The organism is Intrasporangium sp., assembly GCF_051961875.1.
Taxonomy (GTDB): domain Bacteria; phylum Actinomycetota; class Actinomycetes; order Actinomycetales; family Dermatophilaceae; genus Intrasporangium_A.
In genome coordinates this window covers 1-16,547 of the sequence record NZ_JBQCCV010000222.1, presented here as the reverse complement: position 1 = coordinate 16,547, position 16,547 = coordinate 1, and the positions used below count along the sequence as shown (strand labels likewise).

Sequence of the window (16,547 nt, the reverse complement as noted above, 5' to 3'; positions counted from 1 at the left end):
AGGCGGCCCGCGAGCTCGTCGCCGACCTCCTCGGTGCCGGCGTCCGCGCGGAGCTGGACGACCGCGTCGACACGCCCTTCGGCCGGCGCGCCGTCGACGCGGAGCTCAAAGGGATCCCGCTTCGCGTCGAGGTGGGGCCCCGTGACCTCGCCGAGGGCTCGGTCGTCCTCGTGCGCCGGTTCGACGGGTCGAAGCGCAGTATGCCGCTGCGCCAGGTCCGCGAGGCCGTGCCGTCCCAGCTCGCCGAGGACCAGCAGGCGCTGTATGACGCGGCCCTCGCCTTCCGCGAGTCCCGCACGGTCGCGGCGGCGAGCCTCGACGAGGCGGCGGAGGCCGCTCGTGCCGGCTGGGCGACGATCCCGTGGTCGGTCCTCGGGGTCGAGGGCGAGTCGAAGCTCGCGGACTCGGGCATCACGGTTCGGTGCCTCACGATGCCCGACGGGAGCGTCCCGCCGAGTGAGGACGCCGACGGCGTGCTCGCGGTGGTGGGCCGGGCCTACTGATGTCCGACTTCGCACCCCGTGGGGCGTCCTCTGACGCGCCGTCCGACACACTGACCCCCCTGCTGCGCCAGCGCGAGAGCGTCATGGTCTACGACCGGGAGTACGTCATCCCCCCCGACGACCTCCGCGCGATCCTCGAGGCGGCCCGATGGGCTCCGTCGGCGGGCAACTCCCAGCCGTGGGGGTTCATCGTCGGGCGCCGCGGCGACGAGACGCACCGCAAGATCGTCCAGGTGCTGTCCTCGGCGAACCAGGCGTGGGCACCGGCCGCGTCGGCCATCATCATCACGCTCCACCAGGTCGCCACCGACTTCGACCACGAGATCGCCTACTCCGACTACGCGATGTTCGACCTCGGCCAGGCGGTCGCGCACATCACGGTCCAGGCGCGGTCGATGGGGCTGCAGGTGCGCCAGTTCGGCGGCTTCGACCACCGGGCGGCGAATGAGGCGTTCGAGGTGCCGCCGCACTGGGCCGCGACGACGGGGATCGCGCTCGGGCTGCCGGCGACCCACGGTGAGGAGGCGTCGCTGCCCGGGTGGGTCCAGCAGCGCTCCCGCCTGCCGCGCGAACGACTCCCGCTCGAGGCGTTCGTCCACTCGGGCAGCTTCGGCCACGCCGCCGACTTCCTCACCGAACCGTAGTCGGTGGGACGGAGCGCTCACTCGGCTCAACGGTCGAGTGAGCGCCTAGTCACTGTGGCCACGCCGGCGACATCACTGGTGGGACGGAGCGCTCACTCGACGAAGGGCTACCAGCGGGAGGCGCCGGCGGCTGCCGCGGCCAGGTCGCCGAAGAACTCCGCCGCGTCGACTTCCAGGCCCCGCCTCGTGAACCAGTCGGCCATGTTGCGGGCGTCGCGCTCCAGGTACTCGAAGCCGTGCGGGTTGCCGATGACGTCGACGATCTGCGGCCAGTCGATGATGACGAGCCGCTCGTGGTCGAGCAGGACGTTGTACGGCGAGAGGTCACCGTGCGCCCAGCCGAGCTCGGCGAGCGCCGTCATGGCCGACCGCAGCTGCTCGAAGAGGTCGGCCAGCAGGTCGAGGGGCGGCCGGGTCTGCACGAGACGCGGTGCAGCGGTCCCGTCGGGGTCGCCGATGAACTCCATCAGCATCTCCGCGTCACTGTGCTGGACCGGGTAGGGCACCGGCAGCCCCTCGCGCCAGAGGGTGGTGAGCGTGTCGAACTCCGTGAACGCCCACATCCCACTGATCATCTGCTTGCCGAACGACGTCCTCGTCCGCATGGCCCGCATCTCGCGGGACTTGCGGACGCGGCGGCCCTCGAGGTAGCCGGCGTCCCGGTGGAAGAGCCGGTGGTCACTCGAGCGGTAGCGCTTGGCCGCCATGAGGAGGCCGTCGTCGTCCCGGCCGGGAACCCAGCGCCGGACGAGGTGGACGTCCGCCTCCTTGCCCGTCTTGAGGATGCCGAGGTCGGACTCGACGGCGCCAAGGTCCGTGATGACCCACTCTGGCCGCGGCGTCGGGCCATGAGAGGCGCCGTCCCAGGTAGACCAGCGCTCGCCCTCAGGCGGGGCGTCCGGCTCGGTGTCGACCGCGTAGGTCAGGGAGAGGTCGTGCGATTCAAAGGTGTTGCGTGACAAGGGAACTCCAAGGTTGTCGAGATGTGGGCGGTGACGCCCTGGACCGTGATGGACATGTCGACCTCCTCGGAGTGGGTTCCGGCCCGTCTGGCCGGCGGCTCGGGGCCAGCCTCCCCGCACGGCTGCCGCCGGGGCAACCGAATTTCGGAGCGAGTTCCGCGAATCGGTATCAAGCGGGCATGCGGCGCCTCTACCGTGATGTCGGGGTGACTCGGACTCGTCGGAGGAGGCCGGAGATGCCAGTGAGCTCGTTCGCCGGAGGGGCCGTGCGCGTCGAGCACCCGAGCTCGTATGGCGCGAGGCCGGCGGGCCGCGCACGCTCCCTACCGGGGGAGCCCGGCTACGAGTCGCAGGTGAGCAAGGACGCGCTGCTCGACGCGTTGGGCGACAACGGGTTCGAGCACGTCCAGAGCATCGACGTGACGCCGCTGCGGAGCCGGTCGCCCGGCACCCCGGACACTCGCCGCACGCAGGCCCTGTCCGTCGACGTCGACGTCGCGGCCGACCAGGACGCGGTCGTGCTCTTCGAGCAGGACGGCGTCTACTCCTGGCACCTTCCCGTGACCCCGGTGGGCCGGAGCCGGTCGATCGACCGCGGCCCGGGCACCCGGCACTTCGCGATCGACGTCCGTCCTGCGGCACCGGTCCCGTCGGTGCTTCGCCCAGACGGCGGCGGCCGGCGCACGCGCGGCCTCCTCGGCAGCATCATCCAGGGCGCAGCCCAGGCGATCGTCCTGCGCTTTGCCGCACCGTTCGTCATCGGCAAGGCGATCGAGCTCATGGAGAGGCACGTCCAGCCGGGCCTGCTGCACCTCACCTCACCCGACATCGCCGACTGGCGCCGCGTCGAGACCCTCGACGAGCTGCACCTGCCGACCGACCGGCCGCTCCGCGTCCTCCTCTTCGTCCACGGCACCTTCTCGTCGACCGCGGGCGGCTTCGGTGCGCTCACCGTCAGCGAGTCCGGTCGCGCCTTCCTCGCCCGCGCCATCGACACGTATGACGCGGTGCTCGGTTTCGACCACGTCACCCTCAGCCTCGACCCCCGGCAGAACGCCCGGGACCTGCTCCGCCGGCTCAGCGCGCACCACCCGGAGGTGGAGCTCGTCGTCGACATCATCACGCACAGCCGAGGTGGGCTGACGACGCGCAGCCTCGTCGAGTACGAGCTGCCTCAGTCGACGTGGCCAGGCCGGGTGGACCGGATCGTCTTCGTGGCCGCGACGAATGCCGGGACCCACCTCGCGGACCCGGAGCGCTGGTCGGACCTCCTCGACCTCTACACGAACCTCGCGTCAGCGGCAGCCCGGGGGCTCGCCCTCCTGCCCGGCGCGGCGCCCGTCGCGGCCATCGTCGGTGGGGTGGTCCAGGGGATCGCCGCCTTCGTCAAGTACCTGGTCTCCTACGCCGGGGACGACGGTGGCGTGCCGGGTCTCGCCGCGATGATGCCCGGGAAGACGTTCGTGACGGACATCAACGAGGAACAGCCCGGACAACCGGCCCCGGGCACGAGCTGGTTCGTCGTCTCGTCCAACTTCCACGTCTCACTGTTCGACGACAGCCACAACCCACCGGAGTTCCCCCGCGAGCTCGTCGTCAAGCTCAAGGAGGGCTTCGTCGACCGGCTGTTCAAGGCGGACAACGACCTCGTCGTCGACACCGCGTCGATGTCGGCGATCGGCCTGCCTGCCGGTGGGTTCGTCGCGGACGAGCTCGCGCTCGGCACCAACGACGTCGTCTTCCACAGCAACTACTTCGGGCAGGACCGCGTGGTCGAGCAGCTCGAGCGCTGGCTCATGCCGGAGCTCGCGGTGGCCGCACCACCTTCCGTCGGGGCCGAGCCCCCGGAGATGGTCGAGCCGCCGCCCGAGGCGGACCTCGACCTCGGCGATCTGCTCGTGCCGCCGTCGCGCGACCTCGCCCCCGCTCGGGCACGCGCGCTTCCGCCCGCACCTGCGCCTGCAGCGCCGACCCCGGCAGCGCCTGCCCCGGTAGCGCCTGCCCCCTCGCCGGTGGAGGCACACCTGGCCGCCGAGATGCCCGTCGCGATGGCGCCGGAAGAAGAGGTGGATCTGCGAGTCCGGCTCTCACGCAAGGCGATCGCGCCGGCCTTCGGGGCCGCGCACGACGAGGCTGTCGTCTCCGTCGACGAGACGCGACCGCTCACGGTGCGCGTCGTCGGCAAGCGCAACGCCGAGGTACTGGGCGCTGACACGGACGTCTTCGCCCTGCCGGCGGGTGGTGGCACGTCCGAGCTCGTCTTCCAGGTCCGGGCCCGGCGCGCCGGCCCAGTCGAGGTCACCGTCGTCGTGCGCCAGGGCAGCGTCCCGATCGGGACCCTGCGCCTGTCGTCCCATGCGACCGAGGCAGCGGCCGTCGCCCCGGCACTGATGGCTGCGAGCACGGTGACAGCCCGGACGCCGCTCGGCCTCGACGCCCCGGAGCTCGAGGGCCTGCCCTGCCTCGAGATCTTCGAGACCGCCCAAGGCAATGAGGTGGTCTACGAGTACGCCCTCCGGCTCGAGAGGGGCGGCCCCATCCAGCGGTTCGCATCCCCGCCACTGCACGACCGGGCGGGCTTCGTCCGCGCGCTCCTGCGCCGGGTCGAGGCAGCGTGGCTCGAGCTGGGCGACCGCCCCTCGGCGTTCCTCGCCGAGATCCAGGACCTCGGCGCCTCCCTCTTCGAGCAGCTCTTCCCGCAGGAGATGCAGGCGCTGCTGTGGCGGCACCGCAACCGCCTCGCCGACCTGCTCGTGCACGCCGACGAGCCCTACATGCCGTGGGAGCTCGTCCACCTCAAGCCGCCCGTGGGGCCCCGGCAGAAGGCACCGCGCTTCCTGGCCCAGCACGGCTTGGTCCGCTGGCAGTTCACCGGCTTCCCTCCCAAGACGTTGCGCGCCCGGGCGGGACACGTCCGCTCGCTCTGCCCCGACTATCTCGACCCCGCGTTCGTCCTCGCCGAGACCGGGCTCGAGGCGCAGTTCCTCGCGGCCCGGCTCGGGGCGACGCCCGTCAGGGCGACCCCGACCGACGTGCGGAGCCTGCTCCGGCGCGGTGACTTCGACCTGCTGCACTTCGCCGGGCACGGCCTGGCCGACCCGACCGACATCTTCGACGCGAAGGTGCTGCTCGCGGGACGCAAGCGCGGCAACGCGGTGGTCCCGCAGTACCTCAGCGCGACGACCGTCAGCGAGAACGGTCGCTGGGCGGCGGCCGGCTCAGGACCGATGGTCGTGCTCAACGCCTGCCAGGTCGGCCGCGGCGGCGAGCAGCTCTCCACGCTGGGCGGCTTCGCCAAGGCGTTCCTCGACGCCGGTGCGTCGGCCTTCGTCTCCAGCCTCTGGTCCGTGGGGGACCAGCCGGCCCGGACCTTCGTCGAGACCTTCTACGAGGAGCTGCTGTCCGGCACCCCCGTGGCCCTCGCCACCGTCCGTGCCCGCGAACGCGCGCGGCAGGCCGGTGACGCGACGTGGCTCGCCTACGTCGTCTACGCGCGACCCGACGCGACGCTCGAAGTCCTCTGAGCGGTATACGAATCCGGTACGACCAAGGGAGCACATGATGGGCCAGAAGGCACTGTGCGTCGGTATCAACGAGTTCGCCCACCTGCCGATGAGCAGCTGGCTGTCGGGCTGCGCGAACGACGCGGAGGACATCGCCGCGACGCTGAAGAAGCGTGGCTTCAGGAAGACCGACACCACCGTCCTCGTCGACGGCGACGCGACCAAGGCAGCGGTCCTGGGCCGGCTCACCGAGCTCGTCCAGGGCGCGAAGGAGGGCGACCACGTCTTCTTCTCCTTCTCGAGCCACGGCACCCAGGTGCCCGACGTCGACGGGGACGAGAAGGTCGACCACCTCGACGAGGCGTTCGCGTGCCACGACATCGCCCCGAAGGGCGACCAGTGGGACCCGGACACGGTCATCATCGACGACGAGCTCCGGGTGCTCTTCAGCCACATCCCCAAGGGCGTCCTCGTCGAAGTCCTCCTCGACACGTGCCACAGCGGCACCGGGCTGCGCCGCATCGACCAGCTCGCCCACGACCTGATGATCGGGCGGCGGCCCCGCTACCTGCCGCCGCCGACCCGCAAGGGCCTGACCCGGTCCATCGAGGTCACGAGTACGCCGCGGCGGGCGAACGTGGGTATCGACCAGCGCGCGCTCGCCGAGCTGGCCCGGTCGCGCTCCACCAAGAGCCGCCCGGTTCTCTTCGCCGCGTGCAAGCCGGCGCAGACCGCCTCCGACGCGAGCTTCGGCCGCCGGGCCAACGGTGCCTTCACCTACCTGTTCCTCAAGTCCCTCAAGGACCAGCCGGAGGGAAGCCGGGCGAAGCTGCTCGACGCGGTCACGGCGGGCCTTCGGGCCGAGAACTTCGAGCAGCGGGCCACGCTCGAGGGACCGGCCGCGGCGAAGAAGACCGGCTTCGGCGCCATCTGGTGACCGTCCCGCCCGTGCCCGTGACCAGCGTTACAGGTGGGGGTACTCACACGGCTGAGGGGATCAACGGGAGTGCGGTCAGCGGCATACTCCTTGCTTGTTGACCCGCACCGACGAGCAAGGGAGCGTTTCGCGCATGTCCCGTCTCCAACAGACCGAGGGCCTCACCGAGGAGCAGCGTGAGCTCATCAAGCTCGTGCGGGAGTTCGTCGACGAGCAGATCATCCCGGTCGCGACGGACCTCGAGCACAAGGACGAGTATCCGCAGGCGATCGTCGACGGGATGAAGGAGATGGGGATCTTCGGCCTGATGATCCCGGAGGAGTACGGCGGCCTGGGTGAGTCACTGCTCACCTACGCGCTCTGTGTCGAGGAGATCTCGCGGGGCTGGATGTCGGTCAGCGGCATCATCAACACCCACTTCATCGTCGCCTACATGCTGCTGCAGCACGGGACCGAGGAGCAGAAGCAGCGCTACCTGCCGAGGATGGCGACCGGCGAGATCCGCGGCGCCTTCTCGATGAGCGAGCCCGGCTGTGGCTCCGACGTGTCGGCCATCAAGACGAAGGCCGTGCGCGAGGACGACGACTGGGTCATCAACGGCCAGAAGATGTGGCTCACCAACGGTGGGTCGGCCAACCTCGTCGCGGTCCTGGTCAAGACGGACACCGGTGCCGACTCGGTCTACCGGAACATGACGACCTTCCTCATCGAGAAGGCGTCCGGTTTCGGGGAGACGGCCCAGGGCGTCACCGTGCCGGGCAAGATCGAGAAGATGGGCTACAAGGGCGTCGACACGACCGAGCTCGTCTTCGAGGGCCACCGGACCAGCTCGGCCCAGATCCTCGGCGGAGAGCCCGGCCGGGGCTTCTACCAGATGATGGACGGCGTCGAGGTCGGCCGGGTCAACGTCGCGGCGCGCGGGTGCGGCGTCGCGCGGCGTGCGTTCGAGCTGGCGGTCGCCTACGCGCAGCAGCGCGAGACCTTCGGCAAGAAGATCGTCGACCACCAGGCCGTCCTCTTCCGGCTCGCCGACATGGCCGTGAAGGTGGAGGCGTCGCACGAGATGATGGTCAAGGCGGCCCGCAAGAAGGACTCGGGCGAGCGCAACGACCTCGAGGCAGGTATGGCGAAGTACCTCGCCTCGGAGAACTGCGCACGGGTCGTCGAGGACGCCTTCCGGATCCACGGCGGCTACGGGTACTCGAAGGAGTACGAGATCGAGCGGCTCTACCGCGAGGCGCCCATGCTGCTCATCGGCGAGGGGACCGCCGACATCCAGCGGATGATCATCGGCCGGCGCCTCGTGGAGGACTACAAGCTGAAGGGCTGACCGGCTCCTCGTCACCCGGTCCGGCCCACCCCGGCGTGCGAGGATGGAGTGCATGAGCATCCAACCGAAGGGCCCAGGGCAGCGGCCCGGATTCGCGACGCTGTCCCTCGACTACCCGATGTCCCTCGGTGTCTTCGCCAAGTACGAGGACGCCCAGCGGGCCGTCGACACCCTCTCGGACAAGGGCTTCCCGGTCCAGAACTGCCTCATCGTCGGCACCGACCTGAAGCAGCTCGAGCGGGTCACAGCGCGGCTCACGTGGGGTCGAGTGATCCTTGCCGGGCTGCTCTCCGGCCTCTGGCTGGGGCTGTTCGTCGGGTTGATCTTCGCGCTGTTCAACCGGCAGGCGAGTGCGTTCGCGCTGCTCATCTCGTGCGCGCTCTACGGAGCGCTGTTCGGGCTCATCTGGTCGGTCATCGGGTATGCGTTCACCCGAGGGACGCGTGACTTCCAGTCGGTGAGCCAGGTGGTCGCGACGAAGTACGAGGTGTTCGTCGAGCACAAGTTCGCCCAGCAGGGCCGCGACATCCTCGCCGAGGCGGGGATCTCCGGGCAGGGCCACACCGTCTACGTACCGCAGGGCGCGCCGACGGGTGAGCCCGCGACGTCGTCGGATGCGGACCGCTACCCGAGGCCGGCCGGCGGTTCTGACCCCGTGCCGCCGCCCCCGCCGCCGGTGGACCGCGACCTCCCCTGAGCGGAGGGAAGGTTCAGCCCGTCGAGGAGACCGAGCCGTTCGGGTCGTAGCCCGGCACGGGCGCGCTCCACTGCTCGACGAGGTCGATGACCTGGGCCGCGTCCTTGGCTTCCAGGGATCCGCTCATCAGCTGTGGCGTGCACGACGGCATCACGTGGATGACGACGTCATTCCCGCGGGGGTAGTGCAGCACGAGCCGGAAGTCGTTGCCGGCTCCCGGGTCCCCGCCGTTGCAGGAGTGGTCCGTCGGTCGGGTTCGCAAGGCTCGCAGCGCCTGGACCACCTGACGCGACTGGTCGGGTGTCAGTCCACGTGCCTGCTGGCCCGTGTTGGTCGGCCGGCAAACCGTGACCGTCGGTTCCCCGTCGGGAGCGAGCGATAGGTCGTCACCGAGCCGGCCGACTCTCCACTGCTCGCAGGGGCCCGGCTTCTCCGGCCCGGACGGGCGGTCGAGGAACCAACCGTCGAGCTCGAATCCTGCCGAGAGGTAGGAAGTGAAGTCCCCGTTGGTCGCCGTCGAGCAGCGGTTCGGCTCGGCGAGGGAGGCGACCCAGACGATCGCGTCGTCGTAGCGGGCCCCGACGAGGTGGACCGTCTCGTTTCCGCCGATCGCCGTACACATGCGGGGCTGGCTACCGTTGCGGGGCGCCCAGGTCAGCAGCTCGACGACATCGTGGATCCGCTCGTCGCCGACGAGTGTGCGCTTCGTGAGCGCGAAGGGCGGCCCCGACGGGCTCGTGGCCCGGACGTCGAGGACAGGGTAGGCACAGTCGACGAGCGAGAGCGGCTCACGATCCGGGAGCAGCCGGGCTCCGCCGTCGACGCCCTGCGGCTTCTCGGGAACCGTCGTGCCTCGTCCGTCACGGATCGAGGCCGGGCACTCCAGACCGCCGTCCTTCGCGACAGCCTGTGAGGTGACGGCTCGGGGCGGGGTCGCCGGGCCAGAGCCGACCGGGGTCGAGCCGCCCCCTGGGGCTGGCTGGGTGCCGCACGCGGTGAGCATGAGCAGCACGCTGGCCAGGGCGAGGCAGCGGGGGAGCCGGCGCATCACGACCTCCTCGTCGGTGATCCTGTCACCCCCCAGACACGACAGGTCCCCGAATCGTTGCACGCGGCCCGCGTGACCGCGTCCGGTTCGCCTCCTGTCCCCGTATCACACCGGGCCAACGCCAACACCCCGAGTTCGGAACCCGGGGTGTTGCCGGCAAGCCGGTGTGTTGCGGTGAGCCTGGGACCGGTCAGCCGGACTGGCGCTGGGACTGGACGCCGGCGATCCAGGCCTCGACCTCGTCCGCCGTGCGCGGCATGGACGCGGAGAGGTTCTCGTTGCCGTCCTCGGTGATGAGGATGTCGTCCTCGATGCGGACCCCGTTGCCCCGGAAGCGCTCTGGCGCCAGCTCGTCGTCGGCCTTGAAGTAGAGGCCCGGCTCGACGGTGAGGATCATGCCCGGCTTGAGCTCGGCGTCCATGTACTCCTCGCGGGTGGCGAGGGCGCAGTCGTGCACGTCGATGCCGAGGTGGTGGCTCGTGCCGTGGACCATCCACCGGCGGTGGTACTGGCCGTGCTCCGTGTCGAGGGTGCCCTCGACGTCGACCCCTTCGGGGAGCAGCCCCCACTTGTAGAGGTGCTCGGCGATGACACGGATCGCGGCTCCGTGGATGTCGCTGAACTTGTTGCCCGGCCTGGCGGCGGCGATGCCGGCCTCCTGCGCCGCGAACACCGCCTCGTAGATCTCCCGCTGTGCGTCGGTGAAGGTGCCGCTGACCGGCAGCGTGCGGGTCACGTCGGCGGTGTAGAGCGAGTCGACCTCGACACCGGCGTCGAGCAGGAGCAGGTCCCCTTCCTTGACCTCGCCGGTGTTCTTGATCCAGTGCAGGGTGTTGGCGTGGTCGCCGCTCGCACAGATCGAGTCGTAGCCGACGCCGTTGCCGTGGTGGCGGGCGTGGAGGCCGAAGACGCCCTCGACCCAGCGCTCCCCGCGGCCTCGCCGGACCGCCTCGGCGAGGTCGGCGATGACCGCCTCGAAGCCGCGCTTCGTGCCCTCGATGGCCGAGCGCATCTGCTCGACCTCCCAGGCGTCCTTGACCATGCGGAGAGAGGAGAGGAAGGCCGAGAGCTCGTCGTCGGGGCTGCGTTGCTCCTCCTGCGCGACGGCCGCGGCCCCGGTCTCGGAGGTCGCGGTGGCGTCGGCCGCGGAGTCGGACCGGTCGCCCTCGACGGCGGACGTGCCGGACTCCTCACGCACGGCGTCGACCAGGCCGGCGACCTGCGGGTCGGCGTCGCGGACGACCCTGAGCCGGGTGACACCCGCGTCCTTGGCGAGCGCGTCACGCAGCTCGTCGATGTGCCGGGCGGTGATGCCGAGCTCGGCCTCGATGTCCTCGATCGTCGGGCGGGCGCCGACCCAGAACTCGCCGTAGCGGGCGTCGCCGAAGAACTCCTCGGTGTCGCGTCCGGCGAGCGGCCGGAAGTAGAGCACCGCCTCATGGCCGCCGCCCTCGGACTGCGCGCGGGGCTCGAGGACGAGCACGGCATCCGGCTCCCGGTCGCTGCCGAGCCCGGTCAGGTGCGCGAAGGCGCTGTGCGGGCGGAAGACGTAGTCGCAGTCGTTGCTGCGGACCTTGAGGCCCCCGGCCGGGATGACGAGGCGCTCCCCGGGGAACCGCGCGCCGACAGCGGCTCGACGCTGAGCGGCATACTCGGCGACGTCGGCGCGCGCCGGGACCTCACTGTGGCGCGGGGCCCAACCGCTCGCGACGAACGCGCGGAACTCGTCGGTGGTGGGACGAGGCCGGTTCTCGGGCTTCTTCTGCTCTTCACTGGTCACGCCCCCCATCGTTGCACGGCCCCGCAAACCGATTTCCGGAGCGCATAAGGTGTCGCTCGTGGCACGCAGGGACTCGTCCGGCCGACCGTCGACCGCCCCGCTTGGGCGGCCGAGCCTTCGCGCGAGCACTCGTCGGGTCATGCGGCCCAGTGGGCCGCCCACCGACGAGATCCCACTCTGGACGTCGCCCGACGGCGTCGACCGCAAGACGGCCCAGGCGGTGATCGACCTCGCGATGCGGGCCGGGGTGGCGATGCTCTCGACGGGCGCCGCGGCGGCGGACGTCACGGGCACGGTGCTCATGCTGACCAACGCCTACGGCTTGCGGTCCGTGCACGTCGACGTCAGCTACACGTCGATCACCTTGTCCTACCACCGGGGCCCGGATGCCGACCCGATGACCGTCCTCCGGATCGTCCGCTTCCGGGTGCAGGACTACACGAGGCTCGAGCGGCTGAGGGCGCTCATCGTCGAGCTGGCCGCGGACCCGCTCGACCCCGGGGAGGCCCGTGTCCGGGTCGACAGCGTGATCAGTGCACCCCACCCCTACCGGCGCTGGGTCGTCACCGCCGCCGGCGGCACCCTCGCCGCCGCGGTCGCCGCCCTGATCGGCGCCGGCTGGATCATCATCGCCGCGACCTTCATCAGTGCCGCCGTCATCAGCCGAGTCCAGGACTGGCTCGGCCGGGTCGGGGTGGCCTCGTTCTTCTCGCAGATCGTGGGCTCGGCGATCCCGACCATCGCCGCCACGCTCGTCGTCGTGGCCCAGGCGAAGGGCGTGACCGGTCTCGACGCGGTGTCGCCCTCGCTCATCGTTGCCGCCGGCATCGTGCTGCTCCTGTCCGGGCTGTCCGTCGTCGGGGCAGCCGAGGACGCGCTCTCGGGCTACTACCTGACCGCGGCGGCCCGAGCCTTCGAGGTCGTCGTGCTCTCGCTCGGCATCGTCATCGGTGTCACCGTCGTGCTCGCAGTGGGGCAGCGGCTCGGGTATCCCATCGCCATCAGTCCGATCACGAGACTGACCGACGACCTGGTCATCCAGGTCGTGTGCGCCGCGCTCATCTCCGTCGCCTTCGCCATCAGCGCCTACGCGAGCGGACGCGCCGCCACGCTCGCCGGCCTCGCGGGTGCGGCCGGTTGGTTGGTCCTCGGCGCGATCGAGGACTTCCGGTTGGGGCCGACCACGGCCTCGGCCGGTGCGGCGCTCATCATCGGCTTCGTGGCCCGGCTACTCGCGCGCCGGCTCGACGTGTCGGCGCTCGCCGTGACAACTGCCGCGATCGTGCCGATGCTGCCGGGGCGCGCCGTCTACCAGGGCATCTCGCAGGTCGTCTCAGAGCCGTCCGGAGCGGGCGTCAACGTTGGCTTGCCCACCCTCGCCGGAGCGTTCGGTCAGGGCTTGGCGCTCGCGGCCGGAGTCTCCCTCGGCACCTATTTCGCCGGGCTGTTGCTCGCGCGGCGGCTCGGGCAGCGCCTCGCGGTCCCCGCCGGTGCGACCGTTCCGCAAGACCCGCTCCGCCGCCCCGAGCGCCCGGTCCTGTCCGACAGCGACACCGCCGAGACTCCGATCCTCGACACGGGGGTGGAGCTCACACGTCGCGAGGGGTGATGGGCAGCGACCGCTTGTGCATCGTGCGGTCGTACCAGCCCTCGATCGTCTGGCGGTCCGCCTCCGAGACGTCCTTGCCCTCGAGGTAGTCGTCGACCGCCTGGTACGGGACGCCCAGCGCGGTCTCGTCCGGGTTGAGCGGCTTGTTGTCCTCCAGGTCTGCGGTCGGCACCTTGTTGACGAGGGTGTCGGGCGCGCCGAGGTGGGCCGCGACAGCACGGACCTGCCGCTTCGTCAGGCCGGCGAGCGGCACGAGGTCACACGCGCCGTCGCCGAACTTGGTGAAGAAGCCGACCACGGCCTCGGCCGCCTGGTCCGTGCCGAGGACGAGCATCCGCCGCGCGCCGGCGACCAGATACTGCGCGATCATCCGCTCGCGGGCCTTGACGTTGCCCTTCTGGTAGTCGTCCCAGTTCTCGGGCAGCCCCTCCGCGGTGAAGTCGATCGTCGCCTTGTCGACCTCGGCGAAGAGCGCGTCGGTCGCCGACTTGACGTTGACCGTCACGACCTCGTCGGCCGCCAGGAAGTCGAGCGCGGACTGCGCGTCCTGCTCGTCGGCCTGCACGCCATACGGCAGCCGCATCGCGACGAACGTGGCGTCGGCGCCCTGCTCACGGGCCCGCTCGCACGCCAGCTGCGCGAGCCGCCCCGCCGTCGTCGAGTCGACGCCGCCGCTGATCCCGAGGACGTAGCCGCGTGAGTTCGTACGGAGCAGGTACGACGCGAGGAACGCGATCCGCCGCTCCGCCTCCTCAGCGGGGTCGATGGTCGGCTGCACGCCGATGGCCTCGATGATCTCCTGCTGCTTCTCGGTGGTCACGTTGGGGACGGTACCCCGCGAGCGTGAGGAAGCACACGGCATACCTCCATGTCCGTATGCCGCCCACTCGGGCAGGCTGGCATCGTTCGTTTCGCGCGAGAGGAGTCGGGATGCAGTTCGGGCGCAGCTACGAGGAGTTCGAGGTCGGGGCCGTCTACCGGCACTGGCCGGGCAAGACCGTCACCGAGTACGACGACCACCTCTTCTGCCTGCTGACGATGAACCACCACCCGCTCCACCTGGATGCGCACTACGCGGAGGAGACGACCCACTTCGGCAAGAACGTCGTGGTCGGCAACTACGTCTACTCGCTCCTGCTCGGCATGTCGGTGCCGGACGTCTCGGGCAAGGCGATCGCCAACCTCGAGGTCGAGTCGCTGCGCCACGTCGCGCCGACGTTCCACGGCGACACGATCTACGGCGAGACGCGCGTGCTCGACAAGTGGGAGTCGAAGAGCAAGGACGACCGGGGCGTCGTGCACGTCGAGACGATCGGCTACAACCAGGACGGCAAGGTCGTCTGCATCTTCCGGCGCAAGGTGATGGTGCCCAAGCAGAGCTATCTCGAGGCGCGGGGCGGTGAGCAGCCCGGCCGACCGGTTCCCCAGCCCGACAAGCACTGGCCTGGCGCCGACGCCTGACACCACAACACACCGGGTTGCAGCAAGGTTCGGTGTGTGGCGGCCGGGGCCGGGGCTAGGGCGCCAGGGTGACGGACGCGGACTCGTTCGAGATGGTCAGGCTTCCGCGGAAAGTGCCACCAACCGGCACCACAACGAAGGGAGTCCTCCCGTCCACCGGGCCGCCGTAGCTCACGGTCCACCGATCCGTATCGTCCGTCGAAGACACCTTGATGGGGGGCCCGGCCACCCAACCGAAGGCGCCGTCGCCCGTGAGTGGTCGGCCGGCTCGGGTCCCTACCACCTCCAGCTGGCCGGACCCCGTCGCGAAACCCACCGAGCCGCTGCCGCTCGTAGCACCCATGCCACGGTCGGTCCGCCAGAGCACGAGCTCGTCACCGGCAGCGGTGGTCACGAGCGAGACGCCGGTGCCCGGGGACAGGACCGGCTTGGCAACGGATCTCCCGTTCACGGTCCACGCCAGGCCGACGACACGGTGGAAGGCGGCGTCGGTCGGCAGCACGGCGTCGAAGACGGTGTGCTTGCCGTCACTCATGGGCTGCACCGTGATCGCCGCTTGATCGGAGTCCCGGACGGACGCGACCGCGACCGCGGCCGAGGAGACCGCTCCTCCGAAGACTCCGCGCAGCGACCGTGGCCCGTGGGTACCGCCGTAGCTCCATGAGGCGTCTCCGGGAGGGACGGGCGGGCGCACGCCTTTCGTCAGGTCGTAGACCTCGCCATGCTCGAGAAGCCCCGCCCACACCACAACCTGACCGTCCTCCCTCGGCTGCAGGGCGATGCGGACGCCGGTGCCGTCCGCGTGGCGGATCTCGCCGCCGACGATGGCGCTGCCGCTGGGGAAGGGCTCGGTTATCGGGCCGGAGGTCGGCACGATTGGAGTCGGTGGTGTCGACCCAGCAGGGGCCAGGGCATGAGGGACACCGCCCAGCTGGAGGGCAACAGCGGTCACCGCGGCGGCGGCCGCGATGCCGAGGCTCGTGAACCCAGCCCGCCGCCTTCGCACCCGTCGACGGCCGCCCAGCACAGCGGCATACGGGTCGATGGCCATCCGCGGCGCGGGGGCCAGCTCCAAGAGGTCGCGGATCTCATCGGACATGCGAATCTCCTTCAGCTGCCAGCACGCTCCTGAGCCGGGCAAGGGCCCGAGAGGAGGTGCTCTTCACGGTGCCGACACTCACCCCGAGAGAGGCCGCCACATCGGACTCCGACATGTCCGCGTAGTGCCGCATGACGACGACCTCGCGCTCGCGCGGTGTGAGCTGGCGCAGTGCGGCTACGAGGTATGCCGCCGAGCTCGGCTCCTGGTCCAGCCACCCCATCTCGGGCGGCTCGCTCACGAGCCGTTCCCGTGACCTCTTCCGGGTCGTGTCGATGTGCTCATTGAGCAGGACCCGCTTGGCGTAGGCGACGGCCGCGGCCCGGTCGATGCGGCGCCAGGCCACGTAGACCTTCTCGAAGGTGGACTGGACGAGGTCCTCGGCGGCCGCGGCTGACCCCGTCATGAGCCAGGCGGCGCGCAGGAGCCGGCCCGAGCAGGACTCGACCAAGGAGACGAACTCGGCCTCGTCGTCCGGTCGCATCGCGCCTCCCCATCACTCGGCTGTGTTGTCCCTGTGACGGCTGAGCGTGCCAAAAGGTTGAGGTGCGCCCCTTCGGGCGCCGAGCGGATAGGCAGCGCGGTGGGTCCGTCGGAGGGCGGCGTGACCCTAGGCTTGGGACGTGACGCCGCGCGAGCCGGTCATCGACCTGCACACCCATTCGACCGTGAGCGACGGCACGGACACGCCTGCAGAGCTCGTCGGGGCCGCAGTCGCCGCCGGCATCGACGTCCTCGGGATCACCGACCACGACACGGTGGGCGGCTGGACCGAGGCAGAGGAGGCGGCGCGGACACTAGGAATCGGGCTCGTCCGAGGGATCGAGATCTCCTGCCACTACCAATCGTCCTCCCTGCACCTGCTTGGCTACCTCACCGACCCGGCGGACCCGGCCCTCACCCAGGAGCTCGCGCGGGCCCGTGACTCGCGGGCGACCCGGCTCGAGCGGATGGTCGACCGGATGGCGGCCGAC

15 protein-coding genes are annotated in these 16,547 nt (G+C 70.7%); 9 read left to right on the top strand and 6 right to left on the bottom strand.

Annotation, left to right across the window (positions count from 1 at the left end):
* Together ACTHJJ_RS13265 and ACTHJJ_RS13260 are read left to right on the top strand one after the other, a co-directional pair.
* On the top strand, positions 1-503 hold a 503-nt coding region (locus ACTHJJ_RS13265), incomplete at its 5' end, for a His/Gly/Thr/Pro-type tRNA ligase C-terminal domain-containing protein (protein ID WP_440303411.1).
* Positions 503-1,147 (top strand): nitroreductase family protein, encoded by a 645-nt coding sequence (locus ACTHJJ_RS13260; protein WP_440303410.1) that lies wholly within the window; start codon positions 503-505, stop codon positions 1,145-1,147. The genes ACTHJJ_RS13265 and ACTHJJ_RS13260, both read left to right, overlap by 1 nt.
* 107 nt (positions 1,148-1,254) lie before the next feature.
* Here the strand turns inward: ACTHJJ_RS13260 and ACTHJJ_RS13255 are convergent, their stop codons facing one another.
* Complete coding sequence (locus ACTHJJ_RS13255) at positions 1,255-2,109, bottom strand: serine protein kinase RIO (RefSeq protein WP_440303409.1); 855 nt, start codon at positions 2,107-2,109, stop codon at positions 1,255-1,257.
* 236 nt (positions 2,110-2,345) lie between these two features.
* Here ACTHJJ_RS13255 and ACTHJJ_RS13250 point away from each other — a divergent pair, with 236 nt between their 5' ends.
* The 4 genes from ACTHJJ_RS13250 (at position 2,346) to ACTHJJ_RS13235 (ending at position 8,576) form a co-directional block, all read left to right on the top strand.
* Positions 2,346-5,633, top strand: a complete 3,288-nt coding sequence (locus ACTHJJ_RS13250) for a DUF7379 domain-containing protein (protein WP_440303408.1) — start codon at positions 2,346-2,348, stop codon at positions 5,631-5,633.
* A 37-nt stretch (positions 5,634-5,670) separates the two neighbouring features.
* Positions 5,671-6,549 (top strand): caspase family protein, encoded by an 879-nt coding sequence (locus tag ACTHJJ_RS13245; protein WP_440303407.1) that lies wholly within the window; start codon positions 5,671-5,673, stop codon positions 6,547-6,549.
* A 133-nt stretch (positions 6,550-6,682) separates the two neighbouring features.
* Positions 6,683-7,879, top strand: a complete 1,197-nt coding sequence (locus ACTHJJ_RS13240; RefSeq protein ID WP_440303406.1) for an acyl-CoA dehydrogenase family protein — start codon at positions 6,683-6,685, stop codon at positions 7,877-7,879.
* A 52-nt stretch (positions 7,880-7,931) separates the two neighbouring features.
* Positions 7,932-8,576, top strand: coding sequence for a general stress protein (locus ACTHJJ_RS13235; RefSeq protein WP_440303405.1), 645 nt, complete (start codon positions 7,932-7,934; stop codon positions 8,574-8,576).
* A gap of 13 nt (positions 8,577-8,589) precedes the next feature.
* Here ACTHJJ_RS13235 and ACTHJJ_RS13230 read toward each other — a convergent pair whose 3' ends face one another.
* Together ACTHJJ_RS13230 and ACTHJJ_RS13225 are read right to left on the bottom strand one after the other, a co-directional pair.
* A complete protein-coding gene (locus ACTHJJ_RS13230) occupies positions 8,590-9,624 on the bottom strand; it encodes a hypothetical protein (RefSeq protein ID WP_440303404.1) in 1,035 nt (344 codons plus the stop codon).
* A gap of 190 nt (positions 9,625-9,814) precedes the next feature.
* Positions 9,815-11,413 (bottom strand): aminopeptidase P family protein, encoded by a 1,599-nt coding sequence (locus ACTHJJ_RS13225; protein WP_440303403.1) that lies wholly within the window; start codon positions 11,411-11,413, stop codon positions 9,815-9,817.
* Positions 11,414-11,543: 130 nt separating this feature from the next.
* Between ACTHJJ_RS13225 and ACTHJJ_RS13220 the strand changes: the two genes are divergently transcribed.
* The gene (locus ACTHJJ_RS13220) at positions 11,544-13,013 is read left to right on the top strand and encodes a threonine/serine ThrE exporter family protein (RefSeq protein WP_440303402.1); all 1,470 of its coding nucleotides are present in this window, start codon (positions 11,544-11,546) and stop codon (positions 13,011-13,013) included.
* Here the strand turns inward: ACTHJJ_RS13220 and nadE are convergent.
* Positions 12,994-13,833, bottom strand: a complete 840-nt coding sequence (nadE, locus tag ACTHJJ_RS13215; RefSeq protein ID WP_440303401.1) for an ammonia-dependent NAD(+) synthetase — start codon at positions 13,831-13,833, stop codon at positions 12,994-12,996. The two genes, ACTHJJ_RS13220 and nadE, sit on opposite strands and share 20 nt — an antisense overlap.
* Positions 13,834-13,943: 110 nt before the next feature.
* Here nadE and ACTHJJ_RS13210 point away from each other — a divergent pair, with 110 nt between their 5' ends.
* Entirely contained in the window at positions 13,944-14,474 is a 531-nt protein-coding gene (locus tag ACTHJJ_RS13210; protein WP_440303400.1) for a MaoC family dehydratase, read from the top strand.
* Positions 14,475-14,529: 55 nt separating this feature from the next.
* On the opposite strand, the gene ACTHJJ_RS13205 is transcribed toward ACTHJJ_RS13210, so the two are convergent.
* Both ACTHJJ_RS13205 and ACTHJJ_RS13200 read right to left on the bottom strand, forming a co-directional pair.
* Positions 14,530-15,573 (bottom strand): hypothetical protein, encoded by a 1,044-nt coding sequence (locus tag ACTHJJ_RS13205; RefSeq protein WP_440303399.1) that lies wholly within the window; start codon positions 15,571-15,573, stop codon positions 14,530-14,532.
* A complete protein-coding gene (locus ACTHJJ_RS13200) occupies positions 15,563-16,057 on the bottom strand; it encodes a SigE family RNA polymerase sigma factor (protein ID WP_440303398.1) in 495 nt (164 codons plus the stop codon). The genes ACTHJJ_RS13205 and ACTHJJ_RS13200 overlap by 11 nt, the downstream gene beginning before the upstream one ends.
* Positions 16,058-16,196: 139 nt before the next feature.
* Between ACTHJJ_RS13200 and ACTHJJ_RS13195 the strand changes: the two genes are divergently transcribed.
* A partial coding sequence (locus tag ACTHJJ_RS13195) for a PHP domain-containing protein (protein ID WP_440303397.1) occupies positions 16,197-16,547 on the top strand: 351 nt, incomplete at its 3' end.

Excerpts from the sequence above, each read along its gene's own strand:
- ACTHJJ_RS13245 (WP_440303407.1), top strand. The coding sequence starts at position 5,671 with ATGGGCCAGAAGGCACTGTGCGTCGGTATCAACGAGTTCGCCCACCTG.
- ACTHJJ_RS13225 (WP_440303403.1), bottom strand. The coding sequence starts at position 11,413 with ATGGGGGGCGTGACCAGTGAAGAGCAGAAGAAGCCCGAGAACCGGCCT.
- ACTHJJ_RS13210 (WP_440303400.1), top strand. The coding sequence starts at position 13,944 with ATGCAGTTCGGGCGCAGCTACGAGGAGTTCGAGGTCGGGGCCGTCTAC.
- ACTHJJ_RS13220 (WP_440303402.1), top strand. The coding sequence starts at position 11,544 with ATGCGGCCCAGTGGGCCGCCCACCGACGAGATCCCACTCTGGACGTCG.
- ACTHJJ_RS13250 (WP_440303408.1), top strand. The coding sequence starts at position 2,346 with ATGCCAGTGAGCTCGTTCGCCGGAGGGGCCGTGCGCGTCGAGCACCCG.
- ACTHJJ_RS13260 (WP_440303410.1), top strand. The coding sequence starts at position 503 with ATGTCCGACTTCGCACCCCGTGGGGCGTCCTCTGACGCGCCGTCCGAC.
- ACTHJJ_RS13205 (WP_440303399.1), bottom strand. The coding sequence starts at position 15,573 with ATGTCCGATGAGATCCGCGACCTCTTGGAGCTGGCCCCCGCGCCGCGG.
- ACTHJJ_RS13230 (WP_440303404.1), bottom strand. The coding sequence starts at position 9,624 with ATGCGCCGGCTCCCCCGCTGCCTCGCCCTGGCCAGCGTGCTGCTCATG.
- ACTHJJ_RS13200 (WP_440303398.1), bottom strand. The coding sequence starts at position 16,057 with ATGCGACCGGACGACGAGGCCGAGTTCGTCTCCTTGGTCGAGTCCTGC.
- ACTHJJ_RS13235 (WP_440303405.1), top strand. The coding sequence starts at position 7,932 with ATGAGCATCCAACCGAAGGGCCCAGGGCAGCGGCCCGGATTCGCGACG.
- ACTHJJ_RS13240 (WP_440303406.1), top strand. The coding sequence starts at position 6,683 with ATGTCCCGTCTCCAACAGACCGAGGGCCTCACCGAGGAGCAGCGTGAG.